The following is a 13,387-nucleotide window of genomic DNA, read 5'->3' on the forward strand; positions in this document are numbered from 1 at the left end:
AGTTATAGTCTTTTACAGCTGCTTCTTTTAATTTTATAGAATATGTTCTCCATTTTTTTGATTCCTCTAAACCACTTTTCCCTGCTTTCTCAAACTTCTCCACCCATTCATAAACAGATGTAAAATGAATTTGATATTTAGCACATAATTCTTTCAGTGAATAGACTTTATCTTTATAAGCCTGGATTACCTCCAGTTTAAGTTCAATAGAACAAGCTCGATTAGACATAAAAATTCCCCCTAAGGTGAACAGATTTTTTTTAAAATCTGTCTACCTTAAGGGGAGCATATCAGAATTTTGAATCAGTTCGGATTTTTCTTTGTCTAAAACACGTCTGTCTCAGCCTCTTAGTTTCTTCTTATAATTTAAACTTTTGTACTAGTTTATTTAATTCTTCTGCTAATTTCGCTAGATCTTCAGAACTTCTAGCCATTTCTTCCATCGAACTACTTGTTTGTTGTGAAGACGCTGAAGTCTGTTCTACTCCCGCAGCAGATTCCTCTGATATAGATGCAATTTCTTCGATAGAAGTATTCATTTCCATCGTTTGTGTTTCAATATCTGTTAAGTTTCCTGTAACTGTTTCAACACTTAAAACCATTTTATCAATCGCTCCACGTATTTCCCTAAACGTTTCACTAGTTGCCGTAATTTGTAACGTACCTTCTTTGACTTCCTTATATCCTCCTTGGAGTGATTCCGTTACAGCACTAGATTCCTGTTGAATATTTTTCACAATCCCTGTTATATCTGTTACCGACACAGCCACTTGCTCTGCTAGTTTTCTTACTTCATTAGCAACAACAGCAAATCCTTTTCCATGTTCACCAGCTCTTGCTGCTTCAATAGCTGCATTTAACGCTAGTAAATTTGTCTGATCTGCAATATCCCTAATAACCGAAACCAGATTTGTTATTTGTTGTGAATGTGTATCTAATCCCTGTACCTTATCAACAGCATCCTGAACGATTTGATCAATTCGAGTCATTTGTTCCGTTGATGTTGTCATTAATTGACTACCTTTTGTAGATAATTCCTGTACTTGTCTGCTTGATTGTTCAATTAAGACTCCATTTTTATTTGCATCCTGAACCTTGACAGAAAATGTATTCATCACCGATGATAAATCACTTGCACTATTTGCTTGAGTTTCTGACCCAGCTGCTAATTCCTGCATAGTAGATGCAACCTGTTCAGATCCTTCCTTTACTTCATTTGCTGATTGTGTGAGTTCTTCACTCTGACTATTAACCGATTCGGATACGGTAGAAACCTCTTGTAAGAGATTTTGTAAGCTAGCACTCATTTTATTTATAGATGATGCCAACTGACCAATTTCATCCTTTCCATCATAATCAATTCTTTGTACTGTTAAATCACCTTCAGCTATTTTATTACTAACTTCAACCACTTTACGTAGATTCTTCGTAACCATTCGACTGATAATAACAATAAGTAAGGCCCCTATAATAATAGAACTAATTAAAAATACTAACTGACTTATAAAAGTAGATTCTTGATTTTGTTTCGCATTAGAAATGGCATGGTGACGATCTTCATCAACTGTAGCAACTAATTCATCTAGCATTTTTATTGTCTGCGTTCTTAAAATATTTGCTTGACCAACAAAAGCTTCAGCCGAACTAGTATTGCCATTGTCAATAGCAGAAACAATGTAGTTTTTAAAAATACGGTTAATTTCTTGATCATTCGAAATAATGTCATCAAATAATTGCTTTTGCTCCTCGGTTTTTTCCATTAAACTAACCGATGTTGCTAATGTATTAAATTGTTCCTGTCGCTCCTCGAATTCTTCGACTAGTGTAGGATCCTGATCTTGAAAATATGTAACAATACGTATTCCTTTTGATCTGATGAGTGATCCCATCTCTGAGATATCCATCGCTATATTACTTCTATGTTCTATCGTATCAATATCGTTGCCCATATCACTTACTAATTTCATGACAGCCCCAGAAGAGCCTCCAAATAATAACAACACAATGACTAGCGTTATACCATATTTCCACCCAATACTAATATTCCTGAAACTAGGCTTACTTATTTTGAATTTTTTAACCATATTATGATCCTCCGTAAAAATTTATTAGATGATTTCTGACACAAGAAAATTGACTATTCTCCTGTTTGAATAGCCAATTTATTAAAAATAGGAAATTGGTAGTCAGGCTATCGTAGTAAATCGACATCTAATCGACTCACTTTAGACCCTTGACTTTGCGTCCTACTCTTTCAAGCAGTTTGCCTTTTTCTTCTAGAAACACACATTATATTATGTAATATAATAATAGTAATCTATGAGTCTATAAAAAACAATATTTTTGCAAAAATAATGCAAGTAAATCTTTTTTCAATACAATTTCCCCTAAAAATAAAGGACATAGAAAAGGATGCGCAGGCGCCCTTTTCTATAATCCATTAGCATTTCGTTTACTTTTGTGGTGCTGAAGGGGTTGAAATACTTGAAAGTGCTTGTTCAGCAGATTGATCTAATTGATGATCTACTGCAAGGTCTCCTAATGCAACCATACCAACAACCTGTCCGTTTTCGACAACCGGCAAACGACGAATTTGTTGTTGTGCCATTAATTGCGCCGCTTCCTCCGCATTCATATCTGGTGTTGCTTGTACTATTTGTTGTGCTGTCATTACTTGTGAAACAGGTGTTTGGGCTGCTTCACCTTGTGCAGTAGCACGAAGTGTAATGTCACGGTCTGTTACAATACCAACCATTTGCCCATTATTATTTACAACTGGTATTGATCCAATATTGTGTGCACTCATTAAAGCAGCAGCTTCTTGAACAGATTGTGATTCACTTATTGTAAAAACATTTGATGTCATGATATTTCGCAATTGTTGATACATCAAATAATCTCCCCTTTCACGTATTAGCTTGAGTTAAATTCTGCAGAATATGATAGGAATATTTTTCATAATTACTTTTGTACATGCAAACAGGCTCGAAGATACCTCCGAGCCTGATTTACCTTACTACAATTTTCACTTTAACACGATCTGGCATTATATCCATATCCTTTACGGTTCCACATTGGCTCAAATGGCTGAACTCTTCCTTTGGTATCTGTTGCTCTGGAAAGGATTGTATACTCCCCTTTTTTAACTTGACTCCATTCGTACCTCCATTTTACCCATCTATATTTATGAGGAGTGGTCATTAATTGACACGGTAACCATGTGCTTCCATTATCGAAGCTAATTTCTACCTTTTTGATTATACCTTCACCGGTCCAAGCAATTCCTGAAATTTCTTGTTTACCTTCGTTCAAAACATCCATATGTAAAGGGTTCTGTATCGTTGAATTCACATTCATCGTTGTAACTGGTTTAGCACCAATATTACTATCTTTTTTTGGCTAATATACATAATCGTCCTTTTGAAAAGAACCATTAAAATTATGATCTATAACCTCTATTTTATTCACCCATTTTACAGATGCCATCGCATACATACTTGGTACAATTAACCTCAAAGGAAAACCATGTTCAAGGGTGAGCGCTTTTTCATTATACTGATATGCTAAGATTGTATCTGGATGAAGTGCCTGTTGTACAGATAAACTCCTTGAAAAATGATGTTTTTCATTGGAATCCGTTCTTTTTCCATAATCAAAACCTTGAAAAACCACTTCTTTAGCAGTATTTATAATTCCTGTATATGTAAACAATGTTTGTAATGATACGCCCTTCCACACACCTTGACTCATTGCACCTTTCCCCCACTGTTCTCCATATACATCTGGCCAAAAATATTTTCTTTTATTACCTGCACATTCTAAAACGATTTCTAATTTTTTTGCTGGCATCGCTAATATATCCGGTAATGAAAATATAATAGGTGATTGAACATGACCTTCGACCTTTACATAAAAAAAGATGGCTGAAACGCAGGATAAGAAAAATGATTTCTCCTATAAAATAATTTATTACTTACGATATCTTCCTTCATAAAAACAATTGGAGTCTCTTGATTTTCGGGATTTAAGCTTTTGGTAATCAAATGTGGCTTAGCGATTGGACCTCTTATTTTATACTGCCCCCTTTATATATTCTTCTCCATTACTTCATATATATGAAGGGATTCAGTGGTCATTCTACTCCGTAATCATCTTTATCGATTTTATATGTTTCAACATGACTCGTTTGATCGAGTTTTGCATATTTTGATCTTCCTAAGTATAAAGGTATTTCCAACTTATCGAAATTCGGCAATCCATTCTCTAGAAACTTATCGTCATCTCGATAACATTGAACAATTTCACCAACGAACCAGTCATGATCACCATATGAATTTACATCCATTGTTTTACATTCATATGCTACATAAGCATCTGTAAGAATTGGAGCATTGATGCGAATCCCTTTTTCAAACTGCATGTTTCCATGAGCAAATTTATCTTGATTATCACCACTAAAAACGCCTACTTGCTGAATAAATTTTGCTTTCTCATATGGCAAAAAATTAACTGCAAAACAGCTTGCATCATTAACTAACTCATGTGTATAGCGTTCTCTCCCTATCGCTACGCCATAGATTGGTGGGTTATATGAAATGTACGAATGCCATCCTGCAGCCATAATATTATGTCTCCCCTGGTAGGTTACCGTAATAATGGCAACCATTCCTGGATAACTATGCATCACTGTTTTATTTGTTGGTTTTCTCATAATGTCATCCTATCTTTATTGGTTTTATTCATCGTATCATTTTTTTTGAAGTTTATGTTTACTTGCCCTATGCACTTTTGTCCTTTTTAATGATTGGATTTTTCTCTAATAAGCTCATGAAATTTACTCGATAATGCCATAATAAGATACATTCTAAAATTACTAGTAGTATTGCTACGGGAAGTAAAGCATGATCGACAAATAGGTGGAACGCAAAAATATTTACGATTATTCCAGCTAATACGATTAAGGAAAGAGGAACATATCTTCGTATTAGTAATAAGCTTCCACAAATTATTTCGGTTGTTTTCTCAATCGCTAATAAGTACCCCGTTCCAAGAAAATCCATCGCTTCTGGGCTTGTAGGTAGCACTGCTTCATATCCAAATAAAACGATATAACCGTTTAATCCTGCTCCTAAAAAAATAATTCCTAATATGATTTCAAAAATCCTAACCATCGTTCTCCTCCTTTTTATTATCATATTTTATCTATATAAAAGATATCATACTTTTAGAAATAACTTCCTCTATCCTGGCTAATATTTATTTACATTTAAAAAGCAAACATATATTTCCATTGATAATTTTAATTCTCCTAGCATATAATAGGAACAAACGTTCTTGTTTATGGTGGTGAGTAAATGGATTATTCTTCTTATCCGCACAACGATGTTCTTTGTATTGATATGCGCTCCTTCTACGCAAGTGTAGAAGCTGTCAAATTAGGCTTAGATCCCATGAAAGCAATGGTAGCTGTTGTAGGCGACCCCAATCGTTCAGGAAGCATTGTTTTGGCAGCATCTCCTGAATTAAAAAGAAAACATGGGATTAGTAATGTGAGCCGTTTTTTTGAATTACCAGATGATCCAAATATTCATATTGTTCGTGCCCACATGGCTGATTATCTTCAAGTTTCTATAGAAATTACCAAGCTAATCCATCAATATGTACCAATGGATGCAATTCATCAATATTCTGTTGACGAAGTTTGGGTAACTGTCAATGGATTAGGAAGATTGTTTGGAGATTGCTGGGAAGTGGCTCGGAAGATGAAGCAGGAAATCTTCGATAATTTCGGCATCACTTGTTCTATCGGCATAGGCGATAATAAATTTCTCGCTAAAGTCGTTATGGATTTGCACGGAAAAAAAGTAGGAATTGCTGAGTGTCGCTATAAAGACGTTGCAGAAAAACTATGGCCATTTCCTGTTGAAGATATTTGGGGAATTGGTGGTAGGATGAAGCGAAACCTAAATAGAATGGGAATTGTCACACTTGGACAACTCGCTAATTTTGACCTAGAGCACCTTAAAAAACGTTTTGGTATTATGGGGGAACAACTTTATTGGCATGCTTGGGGCATTGACTTGAGTCCGGTCTATGGTGACTTCTCAAAAACAGAGCAAAAAGGATTTGGACACGGTATTTCTCTATTACGTGATTATACGAAAGAAGATGTAGCAATTTGTATTCTTGATCTTTGCGAGGAAGTATGCCGTAGAGCCAGAACAGCTGGGAAAGTTGGAAAAACGATTCATCTTGGTATAGCTTATTCCAAAGAAACAGGGGGTGGATTTTCCCGCTCTCGATCTGTATCCCTTCCTACAAATATAACAATGGATGTCTACCGCATCTGTATGCAACTATTTCAAGAGTTTTATGATGGAGAAAGTAATATCCGACATGTTTATGTAACACTGGATAATCTATTTAACAAAGGTGAAACACAATTAAACTTATTTGAAGATCGTTCTAAAAAAACAGATATTGGCTATGTCATGGACGCTATCCGTGACAAATATGGAGCAACTGCCATACTTCGAGCTACTAGCTACACCGATGCAGGAGTTACATTAGATCGAAGCAAGAAAATTGGCGGACATAATGCACAATAAGCAAGGATGCGATTTGCATCCTTGTAATACCTATCATGGAATATAACAATGCCAATTTTTTCCCTTTAACTAGAGAACGAACTAGTTTAACGGAAAATCTTGATATATCCAATGAACAAGATCATTAAAATCTGAATAACGAAAAACAGGATAGGAATTATCTTCTATAGGAAGATCGGAAACTACTGCAACAATATTCGTTACAAGTTGTAACAATCGCAAATCCTCTTGTTGCTTAATTAAAACTATCTTTGGAAATGCTAAGTTTTTATACCCCTCGATAACTAAATATTGCACTTCTAACAATTTATAGATGGCAATGATCTGATTAATCTGCCACTCATCACGAACCGAAAACTGAAAGAGCCCTTCTCCTTCCACACCTGCAACAACTGCTCCCGCCTGTAACTGTTTTTCACTATCCGTATTTTCCAACCCTAAAGGTAAACCACCATGACCGTGATGCTTTAAAGAACCCACACGAATATCTTTTTCTGTCATAAAATCAATAATTCTTGTTGATAAAGTAGTCTTCCCACTTTTTTTATAACCAACAATTTGCAAAACGTTCATCTCAACCGCCACTCACAGGTGGAATGAGGGCAACTACATCTCCAGCTGTGACAATGTCGTGATCCAAAGCATACACTTCATTCACCGCAACCATAACCGAATCCAATCTAGAAAACGGGTATTCCTTTTGTAAGTTATCCTTTAATTCTCGGACTGTCAGGTGATCAGCATGTAACTCAATTCGATCCTTACTAATTTCTTCTTGTAACTGTGCAAATAACAATATCGTAATCATTGAAAATCCTCCATATTTGGCTTTCCACTAGTGTAGGCTTTGTTTTCCAACTGGTCACCAATCCAGGTTTCGCCATCTTCCCAATGTTCCTTTTTCCAAATAGGAACAATTTGTTTAATACGTTCAATGGCATATTCATTTGCTTCATACGCTGCTTTGCGATGTGGAGTGGAAACAGCAATAACAACAGCAATATCTGATATATTGAGGCGACCAATTCGATGGGTAATAGCGACCTTTGTATTAGGCCATTCTAAAGTAATTTCTTCACCAATCTTCGTTAACATTTTAACCGCCATTGGTACATATGCCTGATACTCAAGATACATCGTCCTTCTTCCTTTTGTCCACTCACGAACCGTACCGATAAACGTAGTAATAGCTCCAGCTTCTCTTCGTTCTACCTTTTTCACAAGCTCTTCTACAACAATTGGCTTGTCAACCACTTCAAAAAGATTATCCATCATATCTTTTTCTCCTTTTATCTGTACTAGCTTCATGAAAAAACTGCTCCAGCTTAGTCCCTTCTTGATCCTCTAACAAAAGAACCGATACTTTCATTCCACGTTCATACCCTCTTGTTCCACCTGGAAGCAAAATTAATATGTTAGCAGCACCGAGCGAAGATACGACACTCGATTTGTCCAAACCAACTGGGGTAGCTACCAAATTTCCATCCTCAAAAGATAAATGTCCTCGCACAAAACGATCAAAAGGATTCGGCTTTGAAAAATCTGCACCTAAAACAGCTACTTCTTTTTTCATAACCGGCTGATAAGAATGAAGAAATGTCCGGATGATTGGACGAGTAAACAATTCAAACCCGACATAACAAGCTGATGGATTTCCGGAAAGTCCAAATAATAACTTACCATCCTTCTCTGCAACAGTTGTTACACTACCTGGACGCATCCCAACTTTATTAAACAATACATTTGCACCCATTTTTTCATAAATTGCAGGCAAATAATCATAATCACCAACAGAAACGCCACCGGTTGTTAGGAGAAGATCAACTTGTTCCAATGCAGCTTTTACTTGCTCATAGCATGTATGAAATTCATCACTAAACTGTCCGAAATAAACAGGCTCTCCACCAGCACGTTGAATTTGTGAATAAACCATAAACGCATTACTGTTTCTAATTTTCCCTGGCTGTAATGGTTCGTCAATATCTAACAGTTCACTACCGGTAGCTATAATTCCTATTTTTGGTTTCGTTCCAACAGGTACATTCTTATATCCGAAAGTTGCTAGCAATGCAACCATTCCCGGATTAATATACGTACCTTTTGGCGCAAGGACTGCTCCTTTTTTCGTATCCTCTCCTGCAAACGAAATATTGTCTCCAGTCTTAAAGCTACGTTTTATTTGTATAAGGGATTTCCCTTCTCGTTCCATTTCTTGTACTAATTCCAGCATGACAACTGCATCACAGCCTTTTGGGATTTGAGCACCCGTCATGATTCGAACAGCTTGCATTTCACCAACTTCCCTTTCGAATACACTACCTGCACCAATTTCACCAATCACCTCGAACTGAAGTGGGGCATTGCGTGTTGCTTCATTTGTATCCTTTGAGCGCAATGCAAATCCGTCATAAGGCGATCGGTCAAACGGTGGAACATGGTGGTCAGCAACAAGGTCCTCCCCTAAAAAGTGACCGTAACTCTCTTCTATTGGGACCCTTTGTAAACTGCCCTTAATTGTATATTGCATTACTCGCTCTATTGCTTCGTTCACTTTAATTGGTTTTCTATGTTCTACCAAATTTCCTCTCCCCTAACCAGTTAACTGATAGTATATTTTTTTCGCAGTATCAATAGAATTTGTGCCATGGATTAATGTTCTACCGTCTTGAAAAAATACTACACGATAGGAATCGTACTCTACGGACACTAAAAAATCATTCTTTTTTACCGTGCCAACCGTCAACAGTCGATTTGCTAATTCCTCCAAAGAAACACGTCGTTTATTTCTAATTTGAACCGTGTTTCTTCCACATAAAACTTCTGTTTTTGGTTGATGTTCATAATCCAAATATGTATAAATTGGGTTATCGCCACAACTTGGACATGATTTTTTTTTCGATCGATCCATATTCATCGTATGATAAAAATTATTCCATAGATCAAATGTAACGAGCTTCGTACGAAGAGCATTATCATCCTCCACTAACAGCTTCAAAGCTTCCGCTTGTTGGTGGGCAACAACCATTTGAACAGTCGGATAAATGATTCCAACCGAATCACAGGTTGCACCTGAAATTGGAGTCGCATCTAAAATACATTGTAAGCACGGCGTTTCATTCGGTAATATCGTATAGCTCATCCCTGTACTACCCACACAGGACCCAAACACCCACGGAATCTTATGTTTTTGCATGAGATCATTTATTATGAAACGCGTATCAAAATTGTCTGTTGCATCTATTAACAGATCAACATCCTTTAACAAAGGCTCAAGTGAAGTATACGTTGCATCTATGACATGTGCATGAATAATGACATTCGAATTAATATCATGTAACCTCGCTTTAGCAGCGATTGCCTTTGGAATTTGATTGAGATAATCCTGTTCCGTAAATAATTGTTGTCGTTGTAGATTTGTTAATTCTACATAATCACGGTCGATAATAGTAAGTTTACCAATCCCTGCACGCACAAGACCTTCCGCATTTGCTGAACCCAATGCTCCACACCCTACCAATAACACATGTTTTTCCCCAATTTTCTGCTGTCCACTTTCCCCAATTGGTTTAAATAGCGATTGACGCGCATATCGGTCACTCATATATATCCCTTTCCTTTATCAGACCTTATTTTTTACATAGATAGAGTTAAAGCATGACATGAATAGTAACGAAAAAAAACAATGCCAGACCAAAATAAATATGTGCTTTTCGTTTTCTACCTGTTGGCCTAAGTAACCGCATCCATCCGGTAGTAACCATACCGATTAAAATTAAACCAGTAACAAATCCACTTACATATTTTGCATTTCTCCAATAGAGCCCATATATATCTATAACAAGTATTGCGTGTATAATAATGATAAATAAAGCCGTCGTACCAATCCAACGATGAAACGGTAAGATTTTTTTTGACATGTTTGCTAATCTAATCTTTCGGTTACGATCAGATGTATTGCGAATTGTCGAGAAAACAGCATGTCTTGTCCAATTAAACAAAATAAAAACTACCCCAATAAAGCCTATTACAATATGTATAGGAATGGTGGGAAATAAATGAAATACTTGCCACACTGCTATTAACAAGACTGTTGAATTAAAATAAAACCATTTATTCATATGTTCCTCCTGATGAAAAAGTAACTACTGGTTCTACACAAGTAAAGCACCAAACGCCCCTACATGTGAACCTTTATCTAAAAATATAGGTTCATATGGAAGCCTATCACGAAATTCTGATAACACTTTTTTCAAGGGTCCATTCCCATTTAACGTACTCCCAGTGAAAACAATCGGTTTCACTTGCTTGGTAATAGCAACTTGACTTGCTAACAATAAAATCGTCTCACCAATCATCTTCATTAAGCTTGCCATATGATCTTCAGAAGAATCCTTGTCACTTTCAGGATTGGGCACCTTACCAAAATTCGCGGCGGTTAAATTTCCAAAAAGAGGTGGTTCATTTGGAGCATAGATATCTCGCACAAGTAAATCACTCTTTCGGTGATCGCCTTTTGCAACCATTTCTACGATGGTTCGAAAATCCCGTTCACCGGTTAGTAATTGTCCAAGCCCCATTAGTGTACCACCACCGATTCCAGTTCCGAGTACTCTTTCTAAGGATTCTGATGTAACAGAAAAAATGGATGTGCCTGTGCCAATACTTACCAAGATAAAAGACTCATCAACTAATCTATTCTCTTGCTTTAGCAAGAAGCGTGTCCCTTCTGTCACCGCTTTAAACTCATCAACTTGATAACTTTGCTGTTGTACGATGCTTTTTACATACCCACTTTTTCCTCCTGTCACGTAAAGAGTTGCATGAGGTGAAAGGAATTGCAACCATTGGACAAGTTGATCAATCTCTTGACTAGAAAATGTTTTCGTGTGCATCTGTCTATTTTCTTCGTAAGCTACTTTCACAAGTGAACCACCTGCATCAATCCCTATTCGAGTTACCATCTACTCACATCCTAGAAAATTGTTTATTGTTAAGACAATTTTAACACTTTTCTATGAAGGATAAAAAATAATTCTATCTTAATTATAGATATCGATATTTTGATGCATATTAACAATGCATCAGTAATTATCAATTTCACCAAAGAAAGGATTGTTTTTATGAACAATAATAATTTAATTGATTGGCCCACCTTTATTGGTGCCTTAGTCATATTATTAGGAGTTACAATACCACTTATTTTCTTTCCTGAAGCTGGTGCAGAAGTAATTAACGCGGCGAATGATTTTATGACTGGGAACTTCGGTGTCCTCTTTATCGTAATGGGGTTATTATCTTTGATATTTCTATTGTTTGTAGCTTTCAGCAAACAAGGAAAAATAAAACTTGGTAGTCGAGAAACGAAAAAAGAATTTGGCACTTTCTCTTGGGCGGCAATGCTTTTTTCAGCAGGAATCGGTTCCAGCATCCTATATTGGGGCATGATTGAGTGGGCTTATTATTATCAAGGACCACCTTTTGGCGTAGCGCCGGAATCAGATCAAGCGATTGAACTAGCTTCTACATATGGTATTTTCCATTGGGGGCCAATTGCTTGGGCAATTTATACATTACCTGCACTTCCAATTGCTTATTTTTACTATGTTCGAAAAAAACCCGTATTAAAAATAAGTGAGGCCGTTCGACCAGTATTAGGAAAATATGTTGATGGACCGCTAGGAGTTATTATTGACGTCTTATTCATCTTCGGATTAATGGGAGGTGCTGGGACAACCTTAGCCCTTGGAACACCAATGATTACGGAAGGAGTCCATGATTTAACCGGATTACCTGTGAATTTAGTGACGCAAGCTGGCATCATGTTACTATGTACAGCGATATTTGCTGTCAGTTCCTATTCCGGTTTACAACGGGGTATAAAGGTGTTGAGTGATATAAACCTCTGGTTAGTTTTGTTCCTGTTAGCATTCATTTTCCTGGTTGGACCAACAGTATTCATTAGTGAAACAATGATTACTAGCGTAGGTGTTTTACTAGATGATTTTTTCCGCATGGCAACTTGGTTGGAGCCACTTGCAAATATTTCTGGTTTTAAAGATACTGGCTTTCCAGAAGCATGGACTGTATTTTATTGGGCATGGTGGCTTGTTTATGCTCCGTTTGTAGGATTATTCGTTGCTCGTATTTCTAGAGGACGTACCATAAGAGAAATGATAATTGGAACAATGTTATACGGGTCAGTAGGTTGTTTATTGTTTTTCGGTATTCTCGGGAATTATGGACTCTATTTACAGCTTACCGGTTCATTCGATGTTATAAGTTTCATGAACGAATTCGGAGCACCTGCTACTATCATTGCAATCTTGAATCAGTTACCTATATCGACTTTTATCGTTGCGATCTTTACTATTCTAGCGATTATTTTTCTAGCTACAACATTTGATTCTGCGTCATACATTTTAGCTGCTGTTGCGCAAAAATCGATTAAAGGTGGGGATCCAATACGATGGCACCGTCTATTTTGGGCATTTACGTTATGTCTTATGCCATTGGTATTAATGTTCATCGGCGATTTGCAAACATTGCAGACAGCTAGCATCGTTTCTGGTTTTCCAATCATATTTATTATGTTTTTACTCGCATGGTCCTTTATAAAAGCGTCAAGTGCTGATCTAAAGGCCTCAAGAGAATACCGAACACCAACAATCTATATTACACATCATAAGCCTGATGAGACAGAACCAAAAAACAACAAAAAATAAACATGCTTTACCACATGTTTGTTATAAACTACGTAGCAGCATACTGCTTTTAACAAC

Annotated in this window: 16 protein-coding genes and 1 riboswitch; of the genes, 2 read left to right on the top strand and 14 right to left on the bottom strand. The window is 36.6% G+C overall.

Features of this window, described 5'->3' with window-relative positions:
- The 7 genes from ACFSTA_RS19225 to ACFSTA_RS19255 all read right to left on the bottom strand — a co-directional run.
- On the bottom strand, positions 1-229 hold a 229-nt coding region (locus tag ACFSTA_RS19225; protein ID WP_377558455.1), incomplete at its 3' end, for a helix-turn-helix domain-containing protein.
- 130 nt (positions 230-359) lie between these two features.
- Positions 360-2,084: a methyl-accepting chemotaxis protein gene (locus ACFSTA_RS19230; protein ID WP_377558456.1), complete on the bottom strand. Its 1,725-nt coding sequence runs from the start codon at positions 2,082-2,084 to the stop codon at positions 360-362.
- Between the two features lie 94 nt (positions 2,085-2,178).
- Positions 2,179-2,278: riboswitch (cyclic di-GMP riboswitch) on the bottom strand.
- 174 nt (positions 2,279-2,452) lie between these two features.
- Positions 2,453-2,890, bottom strand: coding sequence for a CBS domain-containing protein (locus ACFSTA_RS19235; protein WP_377558457.1), 438 nt, complete (start codon positions 2,888-2,890; stop codon positions 2,453-2,455).
- Positions 2,891-3,030: 140 nt separating this feature from the next.
- On the bottom strand, positions 3,031-3,357 hold the full coding sequence (locus ACFSTA_RS19240; protein WP_377558458.1) for a hypothetical protein: 327 nt from the start codon (positions 3,355-3,357) through the stop codon (positions 3,031-3,033).
- Positions 3,358-3,399: 42 nt separating this feature from the next.
- A complete protein-coding gene (locus ACFSTA_RS19245) occupies positions 3,400-3,921 on the bottom strand; it encodes a molybdopterin-dependent oxidoreductase (RefSeq protein WP_377558516.1) in 522 nt (173 codons plus the stop codon).
- A gap of 211 nt (positions 3,922-4,132) precedes the next feature.
- Complete coding sequence (locus tag ACFSTA_RS19250; RefSeq protein WP_377558459.1) at positions 4,133-4,711, bottom strand: flavin reductase family protein; 579 nt, start codon at positions 4,709-4,711, stop codon at positions 4,133-4,135.
- A gap of 67 nt (positions 4,712-4,778) precedes the next feature.
- A complete protein-coding gene (locus ACFSTA_RS19255; RefSeq protein WP_377558460.1) occupies positions 4,779-5,171 on the bottom strand; it encodes a hypothetical protein in 393 nt (130 codons plus the stop codon).
- Between the two features lie 183 nt (positions 5,172-5,354).
- Here ACFSTA_RS19255 and ACFSTA_RS19260 point away from each other — a divergent pair, with 183 nt between their 5' ends.
- A complete protein-coding gene (locus tag ACFSTA_RS19260; RefSeq protein ID WP_377558461.1) occupies positions 5,355-6,608 on the top strand; it encodes a DNA polymerase IV in 1,254 nt (417 codons plus the stop codon).
- A gap of 81 nt (positions 6,609-6,689) precedes the next feature.
- Here ACFSTA_RS19260 and mobB read toward each other — a convergent pair whose 3' ends face one another.
- The 7 genes from mobB to coaW are packed head-to-tail and all read right to left on the bottom strand — an operon-like array spanning position 6,690 to position 11,569.
- Positions 6,690-7,181, bottom strand: coding sequence for a molybdopterin-guanine dinucleotide biosynthesis protein B (gene mobB / locus ACFSTA_RS19265; protein ID WP_377558462.1), 492 nt, complete (start codon positions 7,179-7,181; stop codon positions 6,690-6,692).
- Position 7,182: 1 nt separating this feature from the next.
- The gene (moaD, locus tag ACFSTA_RS19270) at positions 7,183-7,416 is read right to left on the bottom strand and encodes a molybdopterin converting factor subunit 1 (protein WP_377558463.1); all 234 of its coding nucleotides are present in this window, start codon (positions 7,414-7,416) and stop codon (positions 7,183-7,185) included.
- Positions 7,413-7,883, bottom strand: a complete 471-nt coding sequence (locus ACFSTA_RS19275) for a molybdenum cofactor biosynthesis protein MoaE (protein ID WP_377558464.1) — start codon at positions 7,881-7,883, stop codon at positions 7,413-7,415. The genes moaD and ACFSTA_RS19275 overlap by 4 nt, the downstream gene beginning before the upstream one ends.
- The gene (locus tag ACFSTA_RS19280; RefSeq protein ID WP_377558465.1) at positions 7,873-9,186 is read right to left on the bottom strand and encodes a molybdopterin molybdotransferase MoeA; all 1,314 of its coding nucleotides are present in this window, start codon (positions 9,184-9,186) and stop codon (positions 7,873-7,875) included. The genes ACFSTA_RS19275 and ACFSTA_RS19280 overlap by 11 nt, the downstream gene beginning before the upstream one ends.
- Before the next feature lie 12 nt (positions 9,187-9,198).
- Complete coding sequence (locus ACFSTA_RS19285) at positions 9,199-10,209, bottom strand: MoeB/ThiF family adenylyltransferase (RefSeq protein ID WP_377558466.1); 1,011 nt, start codon at positions 10,207-10,209, stop codon at positions 9,199-9,201.
- 46 nt (positions 10,210-10,255) lie between these two features.
- Positions 10,256-10,726, bottom strand: a complete 471-nt coding sequence (locus ACFSTA_RS19290) for a hypothetical protein (RefSeq protein WP_377558467.1) — start codon at positions 10,724-10,726, stop codon at positions 10,256-10,258.
- Between the two features lie 33 nt (positions 10,727-10,759).
- A complete protein-coding gene (coaW, locus tag ACFSTA_RS19295; RefSeq protein ID WP_377558468.1) occupies positions 10,760-11,569 on the bottom strand; it encodes a type II pantothenate kinase in 810 nt (269 codons plus the stop codon).
- Positions 11,570-11,728: 159 nt separating this feature from the next.
- Between coaW and ACFSTA_RS19300 the strand changes: the two genes are divergently transcribed.
- A complete protein-coding gene (locus ACFSTA_RS19300) occupies positions 11,729-13,330 on the top strand; it encodes a BCCT family transporter (RefSeq protein ID WP_377558469.1) in 1,602 nt (533 codons plus the stop codon).
- Positions 13,331-13,387: the final 57 nt, after the last annotated feature.

Source organism: Ornithinibacillus salinisoli (assembly GCF_042684965.1).
Taxonomy (GTDB): Bacteria; Bacillota; Bacilli; order Bacillales; family Amphibacillaceae; genus Ornithinibacillus; species Ornithinibacillus salinisoli.

Excerpts from the sequence above, each read along its gene's own strand:
- moaD (WP_377558463.1), bottom strand. The coding sequence starts at position 7,416 with ATGATTACGATATTGTTATTTGCACAGTTACAAGAAGAAATTAGTAAG.
- ACFSTA_RS19235 (WP_377558457.1), bottom strand. The coding sequence starts at position 2,890 with ATGTATCAACAATTGCGAAATATCATGACATCAAATGTTTTTACAATA.
- ACFSTA_RS19250 (WP_377558459.1), bottom strand. The coding sequence starts at position 4,711 with ATGAGAAAACCAACAAATAAAACAGTGATGCATAGTTATCCAGGAATG.
- ACFSTA_RS19290 (WP_377558467.1), bottom strand. The coding sequence starts at position 10,726 with ATGAATAAATGGTTTTATTTTAATTCAACAGTCTTGTTAATAGCAGTG.
- mobB (WP_377558462.1), bottom strand. The coding sequence starts at position 7,181 with ATGAACGTTTTGCAAATTGTTGGTTATAAAAAAAGTGGGAAGACTACT.
- ACFSTA_RS19285 (WP_377558466.1), bottom strand. The coding sequence starts at position 10,209 with ATGAGTGACCGATATGCGCGTCAATCGCTATTTAAACCAATTGGGGAA.
- ACFSTA_RS19230 (WP_377558456.1), bottom strand. The coding sequence starts at position 2,084 with ATGGTTAAAAAATTCAAAATAAGTAAGCCTAGTTTCAGGAATATTAGT.
- ACFSTA_RS19255 (WP_377558460.1), bottom strand. The coding sequence starts at position 5,171 with ATGGTTAGGATTTTTGAAATCATATTAGGAATTATTTTTTTAGGAGCA.
- coaW (WP_377558468.1), bottom strand. The coding sequence starts at position 11,569 with ATGGTAACTCGAATAGGGATTGATGCAGGTGGTTCACTTGTGAAAGTA.
- ACFSTA_RS19240 (WP_377558458.1), bottom strand. The coding sequence starts at position 3,357 with ATGAATGTGAATTCAACGATACAGAACCCTTTACATATGGATGTTTTG.
- ACFSTA_RS19260 (WP_377558461.1), top strand. The coding sequence starts at position 5,355 with ATGGATTATTCTTCTTATCCGCACAACGATGTTCTTTGTATTGATATG.
- ACFSTA_RS19300 (WP_377558469.1), top strand. The coding sequence starts at position 11,729 with ATGAACAATAATAATTTAATTGATTGGCCCACCTTTATTGGTGCCTTA.
- ACFSTA_RS19275 (WP_377558464.1), bottom strand. The coding sequence starts at position 7,883 with ATGATGGATAATCTTTTTGAAGTGGTTGACAAGCCAATTGTTGTAGAA.